Source organism: Nostoc sp. FACHB-152 (genome assembly GCF_014697475.1).
Classification (GTDB): Bacteria; Cyanobacteriota; Cyanobacteriia; order Cyanobacteriales; family Nostocaceae; genus Nostoc_B.
Genome location: NZ_JACJRV010000069.1, coordinates 17,540 through 38,479, shown reverse-complemented (window position 1 = coordinate 38,479; position 20,940 = coordinate 17,540). Strand labels below are relative to the sequence as shown.

The 20,940-nt window shown below is 38.3% G+C and carries 22 protein-coding genes, 1 pseudogene and 1 CRISPR repeat array; of the genes and pseudogenes, 8 read left to right on the top strand and 15 right to left on the bottom strand.

The annotated features are described in order from the left end of the window. The first annotated feature begins 165 nt into the window (after positions 1-165). The gene (locus H6G76_RS28610) at positions 166-396 is read left to right on the top strand and encodes a hypothetical protein (protein ID WP_190708658.1); all 231 of its coding nucleotides are present in this window, start codon (positions 166-168) and stop codon (positions 394-396) included. 268 nt (positions 397-664) lie between these two features. Next, a CRISPR array of direct repeats spans positions 665-986; the repeat unit is 36 nt; unit sequence CTGCTCAACGCCTAACGACATCTAATGCTAAAGCAC. A gap of 275 nt (positions 987-1,261) precedes the next feature. Here the strand turns inward: H6G76_RS28610 and cas5 are convergent. The 11 genes and pseudogenes from cas5 to psaC form a co-directional block, all read right to left on the bottom strand. Next, positions 1,262-1,894 (bottom strand): type I-MYXAN CRISPR-associated protein Cas5/Cmx5/DevS, encoded by a 633-nt coding sequence (gene cas5, locus H6G76_RS28605; protein WP_190708656.1) that lies wholly within the window; start codon positions 1,892-1,894, stop codon positions 1,262-1,264. Between the two features lies 1 nt (position 1,895). Next, positions 1,896-2,114, bottom strand: a complete 219-nt coding sequence (locus H6G76_RS28600) for a hypothetical protein (protein WP_190708654.1) — start codon at positions 2,112-2,114, stop codon at positions 1,896-1,898. A 13-nt stretch (positions 2,115-2,127) separates the two neighbouring features. Beyond that, positions 2,128-2,751 carry a type I-MYXAN CRISPR-associated protein Cas6/Cmx6 gene (cas6, locus tag H6G76_RS28595; protein WP_190708652.1) on the bottom strand — a complete coding sequence of 208 codons (624 nt, stop codon included), beginning with the start codon at positions 2,749-2,751 and terminating at the stop codon, positions 2,128-2,130. A gap of 237 nt (positions 2,752-2,988) precedes the next feature. Continuing rightward, positions 2,989-3,363 carry a TnsD family Tn7-like transposition protein gene (locus tag H6G76_RS28590; RefSeq protein ID WP_190708650.1) on the bottom strand — a complete coding sequence of 125 codons (375 nt, stop codon included), beginning with the start codon at positions 3,361-3,363 and terminating at the stop codon, positions 2,989-2,991. 102 nt (positions 3,364-3,465) lie between these two features. Further along, positions 3,466-3,939, bottom strand: a pseudogene (locus H6G76_RS28580) (TniQ family protein); the annotation flags it as partial. Positions 3,940-3,946: 7 nt separating this feature from the next. Continuing rightward, positions 3,947-4,243 carry a hypothetical protein gene (locus H6G76_RS37345; protein ID WP_242056549.1) on the bottom strand — a complete coding sequence of 99 codons (297 nt, stop codon included), beginning with the start codon at positions 4,241-4,243 and terminating at the stop codon, positions 3,947-3,949. A gap of 10 nt (positions 4,244-4,253) precedes the next feature. Continuing rightward, the gene (locus H6G76_RS37340) at positions 4,254-5,618 is read right to left on the bottom strand and encodes an ATP-binding protein (protein ID WP_313934848.1); all 1,365 of its coding nucleotides are present in this window, start codon (positions 5,616-5,618) and stop codon (positions 4,254-4,256) included. After that, positions 5,605-7,839, bottom strand: coding sequence for a Mu transposase C-terminal domain-containing protein (locus H6G76_RS28570; protein WP_190708646.1), 2,235 nt, complete (start codon positions 7,837-7,839; stop codon positions 5,605-5,607). The genes H6G76_RS37340 and H6G76_RS28570 overlap by 14 nt, the downstream gene beginning before the upstream one ends. A gap of 22 nt (positions 7,840-7,861) precedes the next feature. Then, a complete protein-coding gene (locus tag H6G76_RS28565; RefSeq protein WP_190708645.1) occupies positions 7,862-8,680 on the bottom strand; it encodes a TnsA endonuclease C-terminal domain-containing protein in 819 nt (272 codons plus the stop codon). Between the two features lie 133 nt (positions 8,681-8,813). Then, entirely contained in the window at positions 8,814-10,676 is a 1,863-nt protein-coding gene (gene glmS / locus H6G76_RS28560; protein ID WP_190708643.1) for a glutamine--fructose-6-phosphate transaminase (isomerizing), read from the bottom strand. Between the two features lie 264 nt (positions 10,677-10,940). Continuing rightward, the gene (gene psaC / locus H6G76_RS28555; protein ID WP_012411495.1) at positions 10,941-11,186 is read right to left on the bottom strand and encodes a photosystem I iron-sulfur center protein PsaC; all 246 of its coding nucleotides are present in this window, start codon (positions 11,184-11,186) and stop codon (positions 10,941-10,943) included. A 662-nt stretch (positions 11,187-11,848) separates the two neighbouring features. Here psaC and H6G76_RS28550 point away from each other — a divergent pair. After that, positions 11,849-12,205, top strand: a complete 357-nt coding sequence (locus H6G76_RS28550; protein WP_190708641.1) for a KGG domain-containing protein — start codon at positions 11,849-11,851, stop codon at positions 12,203-12,205. A gap of 112 nt (positions 12,206-12,317) precedes the next feature. Here the strand turns inward: H6G76_RS28550 and H6G76_RS28545 are convergent, their stop codons facing one another. From H6G76_RS28545 to H6G76_RS28535, 3 genes are read right to left on the bottom strand one after another with little or no spacing between them, the layout of a single operon-like run. Continuing rightward, on the bottom strand, positions 12,318-13,106 hold the full coding sequence (locus H6G76_RS28545) for an SDR family oxidoreductase (RefSeq protein ID WP_190708639.1): 789 nt from the start codon (positions 13,104-13,106) through the stop codon (positions 12,318-12,320). Positions 13,107-13,121: 15 nt separating this feature from the next. Further along, positions 13,122-13,940 (bottom strand): NADPH-dependent oxidoreductase, encoded by an 819-nt coding sequence (locus tag H6G76_RS28540; protein ID WP_190708637.1) that lies wholly within the window; start codon positions 13,938-13,940, stop codon positions 13,122-13,124. 26 nt (positions 13,941-13,966) lie between these two features. Next, a complete protein-coding gene (locus H6G76_RS28535) occupies positions 13,967-15,088 on the bottom strand; it encodes a sulfonate ABC transporter substrate-binding protein (RefSeq protein ID WP_190708635.1) in 1,122 nt (373 codons plus the stop codon). Between the two features lie 634 nt (positions 15,089-15,722). On the opposite strand from H6G76_RS28535, the gene H6G76_RS28530 reads away from it, so the two are divergent. Continuing rightward, on the top strand, positions 15,723-15,887 hold the full coding sequence (locus H6G76_RS28530) for a hypothetical protein (RefSeq protein ID WP_190708633.1): 165 nt from the start codon (positions 15,723-15,725) through the stop codon (positions 15,885-15,887). 414 nt (positions 15,888-16,301) lie between these two features. Here the strand turns inward: H6G76_RS28530 and H6G76_RS28525 are convergent, their stop codons facing one another. Next, complete coding sequence (locus H6G76_RS28525) at positions 16,302-17,522, bottom strand: hypothetical protein (protein ID WP_190708631.1); 1,221 nt, start codon at positions 17,520-17,522, stop codon at positions 16,302-16,304. A 530-nt stretch (positions 17,523-18,052) separates the two neighbouring features. Here H6G76_RS28525 and cutA point away from each other — a divergent pair. From cutA to H6G76_RS28500, 5 genes are all read left to right on the top strand, one after another. Next, positions 18,053-18,382, top strand: coding sequence for a divalent-cation tolerance protein CutA (gene cutA / locus H6G76_RS28520; protein ID WP_190708629.1), 330 nt, complete (start codon positions 18,053-18,055; stop codon positions 18,380-18,382). A gap of 112 nt (positions 18,383-18,494) precedes the next feature. Next, the gene (locus tag H6G76_RS28515) at positions 18,495-19,049 is read left to right on the top strand and encodes an acireductone dioxygenase (RefSeq protein WP_190708627.1); all 555 of its coding nucleotides are present in this window, start codon (positions 18,495-18,497) and stop codon (positions 19,047-19,049) included. 37 nt (positions 19,050-19,086) lie between these two features. Beyond that, positions 19,087-19,728, top strand: coding sequence for an HAD-IB family phosphatase (locus tag H6G76_RS28510; protein ID WP_190708625.1), 642 nt, complete (start codon positions 19,087-19,089; stop codon positions 19,726-19,728). Next, on the top strand, positions 19,707-20,342 hold the full coding sequence (mtnB, locus tag H6G76_RS28505) for a methylthioribulose 1-phosphate dehydratase (RefSeq protein WP_190708623.1): 636 nt from the start codon (positions 19,707-19,709) through the stop codon (positions 20,340-20,342). The genes H6G76_RS28510 and mtnB overlap by 22 nt, the downstream gene beginning before the upstream one ends. Positions 20,343-20,497: 155 nt before the next feature. Continuing rightward, positions 20,498-20,797: a putative quinol monooxygenase gene (locus H6G76_RS28500; RefSeq protein WP_190708621.1), complete on the top strand. Its 300-nt coding sequence runs from the start codon at positions 20,498-20,500 to the stop codon at positions 20,795-20,797. The last annotated feature ends 143 nt before the right edge of the window (positions 20,798-20,940 follow it).

The window sequence follows — 20,940 nt, the reverse complement described above, 5'->3', positions numbered from 1 at the left end:
ACAGTTATCTCAGTTGCACTCAACTTAATGAATCCTCAACATTTAAGAAACTGGTTTACTAATTGCTGTTACTGTACCTCATAACACAGGAAACTGCTGTAATGTTTAACTTAAAGTGCTGAATGTGTTTACTATGATTGGGAGGGATGTAAAAACTAGACAGCAATGGGTAAGAAAGGGCAAAAAGGTCAAAAAGACGTACCAGAACTGTACGATGAGGTGAAGAAACGAGTTAACCTAGCCCTAACTCCTACCGGGATTGAAGGATTAGATGTGATCGCCGACAGCATGGATTTAAGTCGGTCTGAATTTGTGGAGAGAATTGGCAGAAAGCTGATTCCAGTCAATGTGAGTTCTCTGACCCAGGAGGATCAGCAAGCAATAAAAAAGCCCTAACCGAACTGATTGCTATTTATCATGAACGATTAAGCGGTCAGGATGTGTCTGTTGATGATAGTCAAGATTTGAGCGATCGGCGATTACAACTACAGAACCAAATTGAGCAATGGGAAAAAATAATCGCCAAAATTTACCGGAATGAAGATACTCAAGATCGCTAATCTTGTCTTCAGAGAAAACTTATTTATATCTAAGCCAATAACGCCTAAAGACATTTCATGACAAATCCCAAATCTGGATGTACGAATAACGGCACTATCTCTACCTGCTCAACGCCTAACGACATCTAATGGTAAAGCACCCAACTTTACTATTAATGATTTGTCTCCATCAAGCTGCTCAACGCCTAACGACATCTAATGCTAAAGCACGGCTGTAGGTGCAAACTTTACTGTAATTCAAGGCAACTGCTCAACGCCTAACGACATCTAATGCTAAAGCACAATCTTCATCAAAAGCCATTAGCTTAACTACGCCCTGCTCAACGCCTAACGACATCTAATGCTAAAGCACTAATTCGTGGGAGGCGGGTCTTGCGCTTGCAAAGTAACCTGCTCAACGCCTAACGACATCTAATGCTAAAGCACAGCGATAGCCATATTTATTGACTTGCCTAAGCTCTACATGAATTTTACAAGCATCTACTATTTAAGGTTAGCCAAGTTGCAAAAATTAATAGCTATTCACAGCAAAAACGAAGTTGTTAAAACTGCTAACCCTTATATTTAAAGCATTCTAGGAAGTTGCAAGCACCTTGGAAGCATATAAAATCCCTAAAAGGCTCGTAAAATAAGAAAGTAAAACTACTTTTGATAGCATTTAAATTTCCCAAGCAGAGGTGCTTGCAAAAGTTAAGATACCTCTAATCACTTTGAACCAAAGTCCAAGATAATTCTGGTGGTTGAAATACTTGACATTCCTGAATCTCGTAACGCAGCCATCGTGTTCCTCTTGAACCTACATGGTCTACCCAGTAAGGTAAAGTGAGTAACCCATATTCATCACGAATTAACCATCGCATTGATTCTGCACAGTAATTTTCAGGTAAAAGAGTAATATCATTCACCAAGTCCCGGCTTTCACCTAAACACAGTCCACCAAAACGATGAACAGAAGTTGGGTTAGTAAATGCTTGTTGTAAACGTTGCACTAAATTTGGTTTAGCTGTATCTACGCCAGTATCCACCCAAACCACAAACTCAATATTAGTTAGTAACTCCTGGTAATCAGGTTTATTATTTTTAGGGTCACAGATATTCTTCGTTTTAAATCGGTGAATAGAGCGAATGACAGTTGACTTTTCTGGTTCAGATAGAAGTGCGATCGCCAGTTTCACCCCACAATGCTTATATCTATCAACCTCCCCAATAAGAGACAGTAACATTCCGTACACTGTTGATGGTGGTGGTACGGGGTAAGTTTCGATGTATTCCCTAGCGCGAGACTTACGAAAGGAAGCTATGGGAACCTCAACTTTCAATGCTACTCTTGTCATTTCAAGAACGCTTCCTTGATAACATCAAATCTTTAGCTATAACCTTCTTTAAATTTTGTACTGTTTCCTTGACTCCAGGAAAAACCTTTACACCCAAGTTTTCCAGTTGCTTGAGTGTCATCCAAAGCCCAGCCATCCCTGCACGATGCAATAAAGTTGTGGTGGGCTGAGTTATGGTTAGATGAATTTTCGGAGTGACCTGACTAGCAATCCTTGGCATATTGCAGGGATTTTTAATTGTTAGTTAGCTGTTCTTGCATAGGTACAAACAATCCACAACCCATTTTGCGCTTACCCCCAATGCCGTACATCTGCAATACCAGCGAATCCTCATCACTGAGATTTGTCACATTGAGCGAAAAGCCGACAAGCGTAGAATCGTGAACTTTGATAGTTCTATGTTTTACTCTACCGTCAGCTTTTTGCTGGATAGCAGCCATTCCTTGGATTCCAAGTTTTTCAAGCTGGCGTTTTGCTACTGCTAAAAACCCCGTCGGCTCTGCATAGCCCCTGATGATTACGATGCGCGATCGCAATTGCTCCGCAGGTTGAAGCAAACATATGTCAGGAATACCTAAACGAATTGTATGCTTGCCAATTCTCAAGGATTTGCCTGCTAATGGGTAAACCAAACGTACCTGATTTACTGGTATCCGAATACGAAGCCTAGAATTTTGGGTCAGATTAATCACCCCATTCTTGGGAATACCTGCAATGGTATGAATTCCCATTGTGTCTAATTTATGAAGTTTTGGTTCAAAGTGGGCGATCGCAGAAAATAATTCATAGCCGTGGTCAAAAGGTAATGTCTCACCAATAAGGCTAAAAGTTAAATCTATATATGGAAACTGAGACATTAAAAGCTCTTTTGGCTTTGAAGATGTTTCTGAGGGAGTCTGCGTAAGTAAATTCCTATCAACAATCATTTTTATATGACAGATCTAAGCAGATGCAAACAGGTATTGAATAACTACCGTATTACTTAGATTACCTGATTCACTAATCTGAAAATATTTAAAATAATAACCAACAACAATAATTTTGATTAGTTATTATTGCTTTTTATTAATTTCTTTAAAACTTTTAAATGAAGATCATGACTGAAAAAACTCTTCTATAGAATCTGCTAAAAATTTTATCATTAAGATATGAGTTATGCGGTCAATTGCTGGGTTTAGGTCGCATCCAAACAAGCAGTGAGAAAAATATTTACCTTGATTTTGGGCCAACTTTGGATTGAGGACATCTAAGGATTCTTGACCATAAAACTCAAATATAAGCTGGGCAAAACCATACTCATCAAAGTTAAACTTGCCACCAAGAGAGATTTTTAGCAATCCTTTATCCACTAAGTAACGCTGGTACTGAGCGCGAAGCCAAGCCAAACCTTGAAAGGCAAAATTGCAATGAATTAGCCAATTAATATCATTTGCCAGTGTTAAAAGTGTTGTTACAGTGTTATTTGTCAAATTTTTTACATTATTTGTTAATAAGCAATTATCTATGCTGGCAGCATGATAATATATGCCTTTCGATTCAACTTGTACACAACTATCCTGTAAAAGGACACTATGAATTGGACAAACTAAAATGCCAGGAACTTGATGTATTCTATGCCAGTATGGTTCACCATACTTTTGGGTATCTTTTTCTAAACAGTCAGGACAAAATTTTTAAAATTTTTTTGAATCACTACTAGAATTAGTAGCAACTTTAGCAACATCTAGTATAGAGCCACTGAGTTTTTTACTCATTGAATTCTTTAGTAGCCAAGCCTCCTGTGGCATTAAAAAAGTTGCATAAAAGGGATATAGTGTATGATTTTGTAGTAAGTTTTCAACTTTTTGCTGGGAGCGTAAAGGGAAGTTTTTTACTAAATAATTTAAATTATTAGTTAAAGTAATTTTGCATATTTGTTGAGAACTGTAACCAAATAGCTCTAAGTCAGTTTGCTTGAAACTTTTATTTCCACTCCGAATGTGGTATCTAGCTAAAGTGCTATATAACAGTTCATCGGGATACAGAGTTGGGAAAAAACTAAGCATTGAGCATTTAAATATTTATAAAATCTTCAACTGGGTTTTTGATTATACCTGCTAATTTCAAATCCTCATATGCCGATTTTTTCTCTTTCTTTGCATTCTCGACAATTCGTCGAATATCATTCTCTTGGTACTTTGGCTTTGATTTAGCTTTCTTGATACTTGTTTTAGTAAGGCTCTCATTTACTTGACCCCCTTGCAAAGCGAGAGCATATGCCTTCTTAACTAAAGATGGAATATCTGCATCTTCATCACTATAAAAAATTTGTTCTGCACATTCCTTTGCTTTAGCAGGTTCTACTTCCAAGTTCAAAAGCTCAAGAATTACATGATTGAGCTTCGGCGAGTACTTTCTGCTGATTCTGTTGCTTTCTAGCTAATCTGCGAATATCTTTCAAATCGTTAGACTCAAGCTCAGATAGACATTTATTGTGATATTCTGTCGTATCGAGATCAGCAATATCTTTATACTTAATCATCCATTCCTTGTCCCCTGACCTAATTGCATCTAGCATTGGCTTGACTAAATATAGCCCGTCTTTAGCTGCTCGGCGAATTAGCTCAGTAGTAATAATTTCTTTACCACCAATTGAAATCGCTCTCCATTGCACCATTTTGTAAAGTTTAACAGCAATATCAATGATTCCCTGGCTTTCGTCGTAAAAAACTTCGTTTATTTCATCGGAGAAAGGGACAGGTGTTTTTGTCCATTGGTAATCCCACATTCCTTCCATGAAGAAATACCATTCATCATCATTTACCATTCTGTCCCAAATTACACTACCTTCTCCTGTACCTCTCCTAGCATTTCTAAAATTTCCTTGAAGAATAGGAAAAGCCTCGTTTGTACCAACTCGAATTACTGGAATCCCTACAGTATTGTCCATTTTTACTAAAAAGTTCAACATATCTGAGCTACTTCTTCTTGCTGTAACTAGATTCTGCATTTCATCTATAACTAAAACCCCTAAATGATGAGTATGGGCAATTTGGGCAACTTGAGCCAACATATAATCTTCAGAGTTGCGCGAGGAACCAAATTTTTTAAAGTAGTTAGTACCTAATAGCCTGTCAACAGCAAGAAAAATATCAGTACACAGACCCTTCAAAGAACCCGCATGAGGGCAGTCAACCTTCAACCAAACGATTTGGTAAACACTATACTCAGGATGAAGAATTACTTGAGGATAAAGATTAAGAATATTTTGGAAATTTGTAGATTTTCCCATCCCTGATGGGCCAATTAGGGTTAAACCAGAAGCAGATGTAGGAAGATTAACATAGTTTTCTAAGTTTTTACCTCCGCCATCTTTGATTGCGTTATAGATTTGCCTAGAACGACTTGCATATTCAGGTTTCAAAATATTCCGAGCTAAATAGCCCGTCATAATTAATGCACAAATAACCTTCTGTAGTTCAACCGTTTTATTTTGAGGATCAAAGTATCTAGATAGCCTCTCAATGCAATGAAACCTATAATGCGCTTCTAGCTCCCTCTCTTGTTCATCAAAATCTGGTGTTCTCGTTACTTTATCAATAAATTCTTCTGCTGATAAGATAGGAGGTAATGCCTGAATTAATGGATTAGTGTTGTATTCTGGAAGTTTTTGATCTATATATCTGGCAATAACTGCTAATTCTCCATTAGGAATACTAACAACTTTTTTCTCATTCCTGCCCACGTTTACGCTCCTTTCTTTTCCGTTTGAGTAAATCCATATGATCAGGCTGTAATAGTTTTGAATCCTCTGAATCTTCAGTTTGAGTGCTTATCTGATTCTTAGCATTATCAGCATTGGGAGTTTCTGCTTTTGTTAGTTCAAATGATTCATTTTTACGTCGATTATTTTTTTCATCTGCTCTATTTTGTCGAATACCACTAACCTTTTGTCTATCACTTAGAGTATCATCTAAAACTGCTTTAGTCTCTTCTTTAGCCTGACTAACTATACTTTCTATATTTGCTATCAAATCAGCTTTTGCTTGTAATCGAGTACCTTGATTTTTTTGACTTTGCAATTTTTCATATGCTAATAAGTAATCAATGTCATAAAAGTTTTTATCTAAATATCTTTGTTGTGATTCCAAAAGCCAACATTTTTCAAAATCTCTACCGTTTGGAGAACGTAAATAAATAAAGTTCGGCTGTCGAATATCATATGATATATCCAACGATTTCTCGGATTTAGATAATAAACTACTTCTAGATTTTTCAAACCAAAATTCTTTCCTTGCCTTCTCGCAAGTGTAGTACATTCCTTTAAATTTAATACCACGAGCGGTAACTGTTGCTTTTCCGGTTGGCATTAAATTCAGCTTCACAATATCTTCTGGAAATGTTCTCAGTCTACCGGAACGATTAGCAATTCCCCATTGCCACAATTCTCTAGGTATAGGATTAACATCATCAGTAATCATCATTTCATCTCTAGCATAATTATTTAAATAATCATGATTATTATGCTGGAGAATCAAAAATATAACTATTTTAGTAAATTCATTTATGTTAAGCCTACCGTCAAGGCGATAATCATGTCCTCCCCTCTGTCTAAAGTCAGTATCTATATAACCAGGAACAAATGGTTTTACATACCCATGAATAGTACGAAATTGTCTTTCTACTAATCCTTTCCAATCTGCTCGATAGGGAGCAGCATTTTCAATACGAACATCTAAATTAGGGATTAATGTTTCTACATTCATCCCTGCTAATTCACCTCGGTCTCCCAAAATGGCATCAGGAATATGCCTGCATGGCCACTCATCTTCAGAAATCTCAATACCATATTCTTGGCAAAACTTCACCTTATCTGCGGCTGCATTGGCTAAAGCCATCATTGCTCCTGTCCAAGATGGCCCTTCTAATCCAACGTAAACCCCTGTTATCATGCGACTAAAAACATCAATCACCACATATATAACAGGTCTACCAATAATCCAGTTGGGGTTGTAAATAGATACTAAATATACGTCTGCGATCGTAGCATCAATTTGATATCTAGACCCTGGCCCAATAGTTTCCATTTGAGAAGTTCCGGTAATGGCTCGATTTTCTAAAGCATATTTTCTCGAACCCTTACGAGATATAATAGTTTTTCTAATATCAGTTTGCTCTACTTCGTACCAGTATTTAAATTGGGTAAATGTAGGTCGTTTATCTGGAGGAATTAAAATACATTTCTTTACTCCATTTTCATCGTAATAAAAATCTTCAGAGTAATATTCCTTAATCATTAAATCATAAGCAGTTGTTAAAAAATTTTTTTTGGAATTATTATAGAATTTAGCAATTGCAAATCTAAATATTCTTTTATCTTCTTCTGTAACATTTCTTCCAATACCAATTTCTGGAACTTGTGCGTATTTTCTTGGTCTTCCCCTTTTCTTATCTCCAGAAATTTTAGGCTTTCCTTTACCACCAGAATTTGCATAATCAGGCAAGAGAGCATTCTTATTTTTACCCCTCTGCCAAAATCTTCTTAAATATTTATAAACAGTTATTGGTACTAATTCACCTTCAGTTCTACCTGCATTATATTTTTCGAGAACCTGTTGAACTAAAGTACCTCTATAGTCCCGATAGTATATTGAGGGTTCTTGAGTAACGATAAATGAAATTATTTGCCAAGCCCTATCTCTAAGTTTTTTTTCCTTTGGTGATAAATCTTCATCTCTTACTATTCTTGCCCACGGGTCTGATTTAAGCTTCAAGGCATGACCATCAGAAATAGCCTCTCTAATCTCTGAAACTTTTTTAGCCTCTGGAAATCCTGTTTTAGCGTTTATATCATAAACAAAAGCAATAATATATCCTTCATCAATCCAGAGAACTCGTTCTATAAAATTATTGCCTGATTCATCAATCCATTCAATCAGGTCATTTACAAACAAATCATGAATCATACAAAGTACCTCGTCCTATCTTCTAAAAAATTATTTTTTGAATTTCTTTAGAAGAGGGACAACTAGATATTTTAGTTGCCAGCATATCCATAATGATTTCTTTCCGAGCAATAAGGTGTCTAAAAAGATAAAGAGACGTGCCAGACTCCATATTCATATCCTTGTCTAAATCCGTCGTTATTTTATTGATACTTGCATCACTTTCCTGAAGTCTAAACTTTAAAATATTTGCGATGTTACGTAATTCTTCAATATTTATATCTGCATTTCCTTCTAATTTATAAGCAGTATGAATCCATTCAACATTCTCAGCTAATTGCTTAGGGACTTCTTTTTCCGTGATTATTCCCCAATCAATACCTTTGGCAGCAAAGTAACGTTTTTCTAATTCAAAATTTTCAGCTACCGACTTACTTCCCAAATCCTTGGTTAGTTTAAATGTTCGTGCTTTCTGAACTATATTCTTATCTTGCTTGACAGAAAGCATAAAATCGGTAGTTAAAACACGGGGCGTATTGCTTTGCGGGTCTTTGGGATAGTTAATACCCATTTCATCCGCGATACTCATTGCTAAGTCAAGCTCAATTAGAGGAAACTGTTCTCTTATATCTATGATCGCATCTGACCACTCAAATACATAAAACAGTCGCTTCTCGTTATCGGAAAAAAGATGATGTTCTCGGTTTGTTTTCCAACCTGCTGGTCTGGAGACACGACCCCTTGAGGGAAAGTCCTGAATCTTTATCCACGGCTTATAGCCTTTGCCACTACCCTGACCTCGGCCTTCCTTACAATAACGCTCAAACTTGGCTTGCGTCCAATCTTGTTTGCTTTTAGCCATAAAAACTCCTGTAGATGCTTGCAGATACACCTACAGGATAAATTGTACAACTTTTTTATATATTGTATAACTTTTTTATTTGTTATACGACTTTTTTATTGTTGTACAATGTTACTTATTAGTTAGTAACTTTTTACTCAACAGTCACCGATTTTGCTAAGTTCCGAGGCTGGTCAACATCTAAACCGCGACGGGCGGCAATGTGATAAGCCAATAGTTGCAAAGGTACAACTGTAAGGATGGGTGATAGTAATTCATCTACTGATGAAACAGGGAGCAAGTCGTTAAAAATTTCTGCTGCTTCGCCGTCTTTCACAGGCGTAACACCAATTAACCGCGAATCTCTGGCTTTGGCTTCTTGAGAGTTAGAAATTACCTTTTCATAGACACTACCAGGAACTGCGATCGCCACCACCGGAACTTTCGCATCTAACAGTGCAATGGGGCCGTGTTTCATTTCCCCAGCCGGATAACCTTCGGCGTGAATGTAACTAATTTCTTTTAATTTCAAAGCCCCTTCTAAAGCAATGGGGAAGTTAATTCCTCTACCCAAAAAGATGAAGTCTTGAGTATCAGCAAATTCGTGCGCTAGGTGTTCGGTTAAATTTTCCTGGCTTGCCAATGTTTCTTCAATTTCTTGAGGAATGTGGCGCAATCCATGAATAATTTTCTCTATAGTTTCTTGTGAAACTGTTTGACGGCGATAAGCTAAATCTAACGCTAAAGCATAAAACGCCATTAATTGAGCAATAAATGTCTTCGTTGCTGCTACACCAATTTCTATCCCTGCTAAGGTACTGATAATATGGGGAACCATATGACCAAGGCTGCTTTCTGGGCGGTTGGTAATACCTAACAGTCGCGCTTGATATTTCGCTTCTTGACCTTGGCGGCGTTCTTTTTCCATTGCTAAAGCTGCTAAGGTATCGGCAGTTTCACCTGATTGAGTAACACCAATAATTAATGTATTAGCTGTCAAAGGTGATGGTGCATAGCGATACTCAGACGCGTAGTGTACCTGAGTCGGAATTCCTGCTAATTGTTCTAATAAGTGTTTGCCAACTAAGGCAGCGTGCCAACTTGTACCACAGGCGACGATGTGAATTTGTTCTAAATCTGCGTAAAGTGATTCAGATAAGCCAAGGTTAACAGGTGAAGCATCGCCAGAATTATGAAAGTAAGCTTCTAAATTAGCTCTCACCACTCCTGGTTGCTCGTAAATTTCTTTGAGCATGAAGTGTTTGAATCCCTGTTTTTCTACCATCGTGGGACTCAAGTTGAGCAAACGGGGATGTTTTTTCAACCTTTCGCCAGCAAAGTTATAAATTTCCACACCTAATGGTGTGAGACGAGCAATTTCACCGTTTTCTAGGGGTAGGACTGCACGGGTATAAGCAACGATCGCCGGGGTATCGGAAGCACAGAAAAATTCACCCTGTCCAAAGCCAATTACTAAGGGTGCTTGTTGACGGACAACAATTAATTCATCAGGATAGTCAGCACAAATAGCTGCGATCGCAAATGCACCTTCTAGTTTATTAGCAGCTTGACGAACTGCTTCTAAAAAATTTAACGAAGGATTTTTTAACAATTCAGCAATTAAATGCGGAATTACTTCTGTATCAGTTTCGGAACGAAACTTATGTCCTTTTTGTTTTAATTCTTCGCGTAACTCGCGGTAGTTTTCCACAATGCCATTTTGAACTACCGCAATACGTAGTGCTGTATCCATGTGTGGATGGGCATTGTACTCTTCTGGTTTACCATGAGTAGCCCAGCGAGTATGACCAATGCCTATTTGGGCAGGGTTTTCTAGCTGTTCGAGTTTAGAACGCAGGTTATGCAGTTTTCCTTTAGCCCTGACACAATTAACTTCTCCTTCCCAAATTGTGGCGATTCCCGCAGAATCGTAGCCTCTATACTCTAGTTTTTCCAAACCAGACAGTAAAATTTCTGTTGCAGCTTGAGTGCCGATATACCCAACGATTCCACACATTGCTCACACCATTTTGGTATCAGGATTATTAAATCCAGTATAGTTGTTGGCAAAAAGGGTGTAGCAGTATCAGGGAGTAGAGGTAGGTTTTGATAAAAAAAAGGAGCAAGTTGCTCCTTCTGCCACTAAAGATTTTTATTCTTTTTGAAGTTTTACGCTTAAAACTCTCCTGGTAAGGTGGGCAGTACCCACCCTACGATGCTAAAGAAGCTTGCTATTGAGAGGCTTAATTATGAGTCTAATGAGGAATTTAGAGCAAATTCCTCAATAAGCTAGACCCATGCTACGGGTTGTTTCAGCACCCAGGTAAACCCGGATGCTCAAGAAGTCGGTGGGGCAAGCAGTTTCACACCGCTTACAGCCCACGCAGTCTTCTGTGCGGGGTGAAGAGGCAATCTGAGCAGCTTTACAGCCGTCCCAGGGTACCATCTCTAGTACGTCAGTGGGGCAAGCACGAACGCACTGGGTGCAGCCAATACAGGTATCGTAGATTTTTACGGTATGAGACATTGAAAAAAGGCTCCTTTCGAGTTCTCTTCTCTGCGAAAGAATCATAATCAAGGCATAGTTTACCGCAGTGGCTCATCCGCCGTAAGTAAAAGGCTACATAACTTTAAACAATGTAATAGGCACTTTGAAAAATTCCAATTTGCGGAATTTCTCTGTTTCCTTATAAATAGGCAACATTAAAGCAACGTATTTACTCTAGTGACTCATAACGCCACAGCTGATTTTGTAAAGACATATGAAGCAAAAGTTGCCTAATTATCGAGTTATCTATGGTACCGATTGGTCTGCTGCTATGTCCAGCCACAAAATTTAAGTTTGTAACGAAATTTTAATTATTAAGCAAAATTACCAAATTTATGTGTGTAATCAGACAGTAAATTAATTAATAGCGATCGCTGATAATTTTGCCTTACTGCTTGTTTAGTTAGCACTATTATATTTTTGGAATTTTTATTAGTTAAGAATTAAATCAATGTTTTAGTTATTTTTGTGTATATTAACTTAGGTTATATATCGGAGGTTGGGTTTTTTTTTGACATGATTCTCTCCTATGGCCAATGAAAGCAACTGATCTGGATGGCTAAATTGAGAACGTGAATCAATTAAAAGTTTTTACTGACTGCCAAAGTCAAAAACTATAGTTCATAACAAGGAGCGATATCATGTCAGACACAAGTAAACGCGGTTTTGCCTCTATGGACGAAGATAAGCAACGCGAAATCGCCAGCAAAGGCGGACACGCTGCTCACGAAAAAGGTACAGCCCATGAGTTTACCTCTGAAGAAGCTCGTGAAGCTGGACGCAAAGGTGGCGAAACTGTCAGCCAAGATAGAGAACATATGGCTGAAATCGGTCGTGAAGGTGGTAAAAACTCTCACGGTGGCGGTCGCAAGAAAGCAAGCGATAACGATGACGAAGATACCAATAATGAATCAAAAGGTACTCAAGGCGGTAGCAGCGAGCAACACGCTGAAGCCGGACGGCAAAGCCACAAGAACAAAAATAACAAAAACAAATAGTTTCTTGTTTAAGTGAAGAATTTACCCGCCTTAACAGGTAATAATTAGAATTAGTCATTAGTTATTAGTGATTGGTTTGGCGATCGCTAATAACTAATAGCTAATTTATTATTTAAAATGTACCTGCATTGTGTCCGCCATCGACCTGTAGCATCACGCCATTGACATACGAGGCGGCGGGTGAACACAAAAAAACGGCAACATTGGCAAACTCTGCTGGTGTTCCCATTCTACCCAATGGGATAGCTGTATCAATACTGGCGATTTCTTCGGCTTTTGTGTTGCCACTTTTAGCTATCCGAGCGTTAATTAATTCATCTACTCGTTCAGTGTATGTCCATCCCGGTAAAATGCTGTTGACACGGATGTTATCTTTGCCTAATTCTTGGCTGAGAGTTTTTGTTAACCCAATCACTGCTAACCGGATGGAGTTTGATAACACCAGATTTTTCACGGGTTGTTTAGTGGAAGTGGAAGTAATTGTCAGAATTGCTGGTGCGAGAGATTGACGTAAGTAAGGTAAAGCAGACTTCACCAAAGACACCGCACTCAGCAGATTTAAGTTGATAGCGTTTTCCCAAGCTGTTAAATCAGTGTCATCAAAAGTACCTGATGGTGGCCCGCCTGCATTAGTCACAAGAATATCCAAACCACCAAATTTCTCGACTGTGGCATTAATTACCCGTTCAATATCTGCTTGTTGGGTAACATCTGCACGCAGAGATAGCACTTGTGCGCCTGTTTCGTTCTCAATTTCCGCAGCAGCTTTGTCAATTAATTGACTACGGGCGCAGATGACGACTTTTGCACCCTCAAGGGCAAATTGCCGTGCTGTAGCTTTGCCTAGTCCTTTACTTGCAGCTGTTACCAAGGCTACTTTGCCCCTAAGTTGCAAATCCATAAGCTTTATTCGTGTTTATCGTAACTTAAACCCAAGATTATGCAAGGCTTCACGCAGTTTATCGCGTCCTCTTAAAGATTCTACAGTGGCAATGCGTTGCGAGGAGTGTTCTGACCAGTCGCCAGCAACATTCATTTGTTGTTCTGTATAAAAGCCTTTGATGATGTCATTATAATGAGCGATCGCTTCATCTTGTTGGGCTAGTTTATAAGTTTCGCGGTGCAGTACCGCAGACTGAGGTAAACGCGGTTTAATTGCAGCTGCAACTTCCGGGTTTGGATAGCCTACGCACAACCCAAACACAGCATAGACAGAAGACGGTAAGTTGAGAATGGCTGCAACTTCTTCTGGTTTATTGCGGATACCACCGATATAAACTGTTCCCAAACCTAAAGACTCAGCAGCAACAGTTGCGTTTTGGGCTGCTAAGGCTGCGTCAATAGTCGCCATGACAAACATTTCCAGATAATCTAAGGCTTCATGGCTAATACCACGACTTTCCGCCACGTAACTCAGCCGCGCTAAATCTGCTAACCATACTAAAAATAAAGGTGCTTGGCGAATATGCGCTTGATTTCCGGCTAACTTGGATAATTCTTCTTTGCGTTGGGTGTCTTCTACTGCTACCACACTCCAGGTTTGTAGATTAGAAGAAGTTGAAGCCGACTGCGCCGCCGCTACTAGCAATTCTAGGGTTTCTGGTGGTAATGAGTCTGGTAAATAAGCGCGAATTGAGCGATGAGATAGCAATGTTGTGAGTGATTCATTCCAAATTTCGGAATTAAAGGTCAGTTCACCGTAGCGCGATCGCAATAGTTCTGTAGGATTAGTCATAGGAAGTCTGAAGTCTGAAAAAATTGCTAAATTTTTGGTGAAAATGCAGCGTACTGTTCTTTTGTTAACACGGCATCTTTGACGTTAACCTGTTTGGGTATGAGCTTTAGTTGATAATAAGTATCTGCAACTTCTTGCTGTAAATTTATCAGGCGATCGTCGATAGGAACAATACCAAAACTTCGTCTTTTAGTTGCTGTTCTCATTGTTTCAATATCAATGCCGAGTACAGGTGCAAGAGTTTTTGCTACTTCTTCTCGATTCTGTTGCGACCATTCTTCTAGTTTTTGAATTTCTTCAAGTATTGCCTTCACAGTTTCAGAGTTTTCAGTCACAAACTTGCGGCTTCCTAAATAATAGCCTCCCTGTTTATTAATTCCCGTGCCATCAACTAGAACACGCGCATTAGTTGCTTGTTGTGCTGCTGCATAAAAGGGATCCCAAATTACCCAAGCATCTACACTTCCTTTAACAAATGCTGCACGTGCATCGGCTGGCGGCAAATATTTCGGCTCAATGTCCGTATATTTCAATCCCGCTTTTTGGAGAGCTTGAACTAATAATAAATGGGCGCTCGAACCTTTTTGAAAGGCAACTTTTTTACCTTTAAGTTCACTTAGCTGTTTTATCGGAGAGTTTTCTGGCACAAGAATTGCTGAACCCGCAGGACTTGGTGTAATACCAGCTACATAAGTTAATGCTGCACCTGCTGCTTGGGCAAATATTGGTGGTGATTCGCCTACATGACCAAAATCAATACTACCGACATTCATTGCTTCTAGTAGTTGTGGCCCTGCTGGGAATTCAATCCATTCTACAGCTACTCCTTCTGGAGACAAACGCTTTTCTAATACACCTTTAGTCTTGAGTAAAATCAACGATTTTTGATAGCCAAATCGCACGACCTTGGCTTGATTTGTAGCTGAATTACTTACTGATGTAGCGTTCGGGTTAGGAGTATTAACATTTGATGGTGATGAACAAGCAGCAAATAGCAGGCTTAAACCAAGACCTGCAATAAAAGCTCCGACGATAGGTAACGGGTAAGCATAAAAGCGCAATCGCCTTTGCTTTGGAAACATAAGGGTTGCAAATTTAAACAACGATATCCACTTGGCAATTAAGTGGTGGTATAGCAAGTTAATCATCAGAATTACTGCTCTGAAATTTATTAAATACTATAAACCTATAAAGTTACCGTTGTATACTATTTATTCGGGGAAGTTAACAGAAAAGAATTAGGAGTGATGTTTTTCAAACTTCCCCTGTTTTTATTTAACCTGAGTGCTGGATAAGCTGTAATACCTTTCCACTTTAAGTTTGATACAAATAGGCCGCAGGTGGCAGGGGAGCAGAGCGGCAGTTTGATTAGAACATACTTATGTAGCAATACGGTTCGGTTAAAGGGGAAAGGTGAAGGGGAAAAGGGGAAGAAAAAACCTTTAACCCCTACCCTTTAACCTTTTCCCCAAAGCAATTCTTAGTTCAAAATGCTTATCCGAACCGTATTGACTTATGTAGAAAAACAACAGGTAATAGGCAACAGTCAATAAGGCAGGTAACAATGTACTGAATTTTTTAAAATTAAATATGACTTTTATATAAATAGAAACAGTGTTAAATTTACATTTATATAAGAAAAAATATTGATTTTTTTAATGAATTAGATATTTATAGATTATTTATACTTTGCCCTTTAAAGTGCTAATTAGGAAACAGAAAAACCCAGTATAGATTGTTAAAACCTAATATGTTTACTTTAAAAGTAAAGTAGGGCAAAGTATGATTGCTTTTAGGTATTTTACAGTCTTTGTATTAATACTGGTAGCACTATTATCAGCAATTCAGCAAATGAGTCTTGCTTTAGATGAAGGGAATCTTGAGCAATTCACCCTTTGGACAAGCATTGCTTCTTTAGTCGCAGGTTTACCAATGTTATTGTGGTAAATTCATGCAAGTACATAAGGTTTTTGAACTAGGCATATTTATAGCAGAAGGCACAAGGCAAAAGTATTACTATTCTTAGCATTCACGCTTTTAATATGTCCTAACCTATGTGACTACAGCTAGATTTTTTAGCTATGGCAATAGCCAAGGTATTTAGGACATCGGTAAATCATAAAACTGAGACAGCAAAAGACTTTTAACCCTGTCACCTGTCACCTGCTATACTACTTTTCAAATTTATTTTGACTCTTAAGGTATCTTGCCAGTACCTTTTAGTTTCAGGGCAAACAAGATACCTAACCCATAAGAGATATCCCCTGAACTAGCAACGCCCTAATAAGGATTATGGGCATTCCCTCGTTCTCATTTAATCTTGAATTCTGATGATTTGGAAAGTACTGTTTTATGGACGGCTTACTCTGGTAGATACTTAGAATCCCAAATGTAAAGTCCTTTTTCTTCCGGCACTCTTGAAAATCTTCCTGTACGATAACCCCGCGATAATTCATTTAGTACCTTAGGCTTGACTTCTTGCACTTGCTCAGGTTCGAGATGACCGTATAGTTTGTTAATAACTTCAGCTACATCAAAGACTTTTCTAGGATTTTTTTGCAGCAATAAAGTAATCGCATCAATCACAAATTTTCCTTCAAACTCTCCCTTCATAGGAATGCTATTAGTTTTCGCCTGTGGGTCAGGTTTTTTGTTTTTCGTTGTACTCTGCTTAAAAGAAGCATCTTTGCGAGGAGTGTTGAGTAATTTTAAATCTATGGTGTAGTAACCAGGTTTACCTGGAACCAATGACCATTTATTACTTTCTCTTCCTTGAGTCAGTGTTGATTGAACTCTACCTTTGACTACTTTCCAAAATTCTGGCTCTAACTCTCCATATAGCGATCGCACCACAAAATCGATATGGCATACACTACCTGTATGTTTCTGTAACAGTTTTTGCACCGCTTCTATGCGTTTTAGAGATTGATACTCACTCAGCATGGGAATATCTGATCCCAATAACGATTTGTTTGACGGTTGTTTTGCTTTCTCTTGATTTTCCGCAAAAGATGGCTCAGTAGTGCTAGGTTCTACTAATTCACTTGAGACTTCTACAATGTTGTCATTGTTATCTAAAGTCAAAGTTGCTTTATCACTTGTGGCTTGAAGTTCATGAGCATTAGACTCATGAGATTTGGTTTCAGTCTCAGGAATATCCTCGCTTTCATCTGAAGATAAGTTTTCCCCAGCAGGAGCTACTGTATCACTAGAATCTAATGATAAGTTGTCATCTTCTGTGTTGACAGAAGCTCCATTATCTCTTGCGAAGTTTTCTACATCTGGTAGTTCAGTACCCTTAGGTTCTAATAGTTCTGGCCCCGTTCCTAAGATGTTATCGCTATTGCCATTCAAGCTTTTTGGGATAGAAGAAGTAAATATTTCCTCGCCTACTTCTCCTTTTAAGCCATTAATACCAACTTCCAAGGTTAAAGGCCAGTTAGATAATAATGCTTCTACATGATTTAAGTTTTCTAAAGCTTCTTTATACAATTTTCCATACTTTTCTACCATCGGAGCATAATAATCTCTTACTTCCAATAGTGTAGAGAGAAATTTTTTTGGGGGAGGCTGTAACTGCATTTGATTATTTCTCAAACTTTAGATTCCCCATTATAGAAAATATTATCTTTATTAGCACAAATTTGCCTCTTTAATATGTCAAATAATTCTTGATTAAACTTTGGTATTGTTACTGATAAAAATTTTTCTGTAGCCAACCCGTGAGTTGAGAGGAAAAAAGCACAAACAGGTTTGTGTAGGGTAATCAAACAGATTACTAAGAGAAATTAAGTGTAGTATTGCTGAGTGTAAAGCGATCGCCTAAAACCAACACACAAAAGTCCACAGCCAAGCATCTTCAAACACAGTGATAGTAGGCTTGCACGAGTTAGCGATGCGCCATTGCATTTCCCTATCTTGAAGCAACGGCACCAAGCTCAAGAGTTTTACATAGTGAATACACTGGCATAAAGAGATAAAATAAATTTACTTTTGTAGAGAAGCAGATATCAGTAGAAGCTCTAAATAGCTATTTTGGCTATTTACTAGCAATAGAGCCACGCTAAAAACTAGAGCGTGTTTTCTCACTCGAATTTTAGATCGGGATTTTTATGAAACTCTACTATGTAACTTTAAACAATACAGATGAAGCGCGTCAAATTGGTTGGGCGTTACTGCAACGTAAGTTAGCAGTTTGTGTCAATTGGTTTCCGATTACTTGTGCTTATAGTTGGCAAGGAGAAATTACTGAAGAACCAGAAGTTGTTTTAATTGTCAAAACGCAAGATGGTTATGCCTTAGAAATAGAAAAAGTGATTCAAGAGTATATTACTTATACTAATTTCATTGCCGAAATTTCTCCCGTAGCAGTTAATGAAGGTTTTCTCAGTTGGTTGAATACTGAAGTCTCACCGCGCGCTGCACTAGAAGTTACCCAATAATTCTGACTCCTGAATTTTTACTTTCAAACTAATCTATTGCCTATTGCCTGTATGCACAAGTAATTTTTGGATGCCTCAAAGCCTTATCCTAGCTATTTTTAGGAGGTCAACAATGGCGGTTCTCAAACTAGAAAATGGAACTCTCCACACTGATTTAGTTCGTATTACCCAAGAATTAGCTCCCCTGAATATTCAAATTAATCGCTGGACTGTCCCAGAAGACACCGAACTCCAACGCTTATTAGCACAGGACAGCCTCAACGAAGAAGAAAAAGAACAAGTACTCCAAGCTTTGGATAGTTACTTTGAACAACTACAACAGACAGATGGCTATAAAACGCGTGATTTAGTTGTCCTTCATCCTGGAATTCCTAACCTTGATGGGTTAATGGCCAAGTTTGACCAAATTCATACCCATACAGATGATGAAGTGCGCTATGTCATCGATGGAGAAGCAATTTTTGGCTTTGTACGTCCTGATGGTAGTCAAGTAGAACTGACTGTACAACCAGAAGAATATATCAACGTCCCCGGCGGAACCGAACATTGGTTTTATCTGACTCCAGCAAGGCGGGTAAAAGCAGTACGATATTTCATTACTACAGACGGTTGGACACCTCATTATACAGGCAGAGAAATTCGCGATCGCCAACCTCTGGCGAAGTAATTTCAAAATTCAATCAACAATTTGGTCAGGAGAACAAGTGAAGCGGATTGTTTTTTGTGACTTCGACGGCACTATTACAGTTGAAGAAACTTTTGTCGCAGTTCTAAAAAAGTTTGCACCAGAAGTTTCTGCAAAAGTAATACCTGAAATGTATGCCAAAAGAATGACCCTCCGAGAGGGTGTCAAACAAATTCTGCAATCAATCCCATCGGCAAGTTACCCAGAAATTATTGAATTTACTCAGCCTCAATTGATACGTCACGGTTTTATAGAATTTTTGGATTTTCTAGAGACTCAAAAAGTCCCATTAATAGTAATTTCTGGGGGTTTGCGGGGAATGGTAGAGATTGTTTTAGATAAGTTAGTGCATAGAGTAGAGAGCATTTATGCTGTAGATGTAGATACTAGTGATACTTATTTAAAAGTCATTTCTCAATATGAAGGAGATACAGAACTTCTCGCCAAGGTGCAGGTTATGGATAAGTACCCAGCCGATGAAAAAATAGCTATTGGTGACTCCATCACAGACTTAAATATGGGATTGCAAGCTTCTGTTGTCTTTGCACGCGCTCCCTTAACAAAATATTTAGATGAACACCAAAAACCTTATATCTCTTGGAATGATTTTTTAGACATCCGCAATTATTTAGCGAAATCATGGAGTCAAACCCAACAATAGCAGATCCTCGTGAGCAACTAATTGCCACTGCTCGTTATTTTTATCAACAAGGTTGGATGGTAGGAACTGCTGGCAACCTCTCGGCTCGTTTGTCTGATGGTAGTTTTTGGATTACAGCCAGTGGTAAATCTAAAGGTGAGTTATTACTAAATGATTTTGTTCGCATCACTCCAGATGGCAAAGTCGAAGCATCAGCCACTCAGGTGCTACCTTCAGCAGAAACAGCCATTCATCAACTAATTTACCGCCTGTTTCCAGAATCACAAGCTTGTTATCATATACATTCAATTGAGAGCAATTTAGTTTCTCGCTTCGTTGAAGGTGAAGCTTTAGCTTTACCTGGGTTAGAAATGCTCAAAGGTTTAGGAGTTTGGCAAGAAAATCCCTGTTGTGTCATCCCAATTTTTGTTAATCATCTCCAAGTTGCCCAAATTGCTGTTGATATTGAACAACGCTTTGCTGTTACTACACCGCAAATATCTGCATTGCTAATTCGGGATCATGGTTTGACAGTTTGGGCTTCTTCTTTGGAAGCGGCTCGTAATTATATTGAATTATTAGACTACATCTTCCGCTACATGGTTGCAGCCCTTGAGTTAGGCATAAAGATATGAATGAAAGCAACTATAGCAAACTGTGTAGGAAATCCAAACAAACCTATTGCCTGCGCTCAAGAGTAATTTGTAAATCAAATAGGATTGCTATATTGACTATAGACTGTTGACTATGAACTAATGGCTAATAATTAATAACTAATCACTAACGACCAATGGCTAACCAACGCATTCATGTTGTAGCTCGTCTTGTGGCTTTACCAGATAAAGTAGAAGAACTGAAAGCTTTATTGTTGGGATTGATTGAGCCAACTAGAAAAGAAACAGGCGTTATTAAATATGAACTTTTACAAAATCAATCTGATCCTACAGATTTTACTTTTGTAGAGGAGTGGCAATCGCCTGAGGCACTGGATAACCATTTAGCATCAACCCATCTGCAAGCCGCAGTCAGCAAGCTAGAAGGATTAGTTGCTGTACCTCTAGACATCCGCCGTTATGATATTTTGGCTTAGTAAATTCATTTTATTGTTGAAAGTAACAAAAAAAATGATTACTGCACAAATTATCATTGACGTGTTGATATATCTGGCAGTAATCATTTGTAAATCTCATAGTGAGCGCAGGTAGACAAGGCTCTATTCTATGTCTCAGTTTT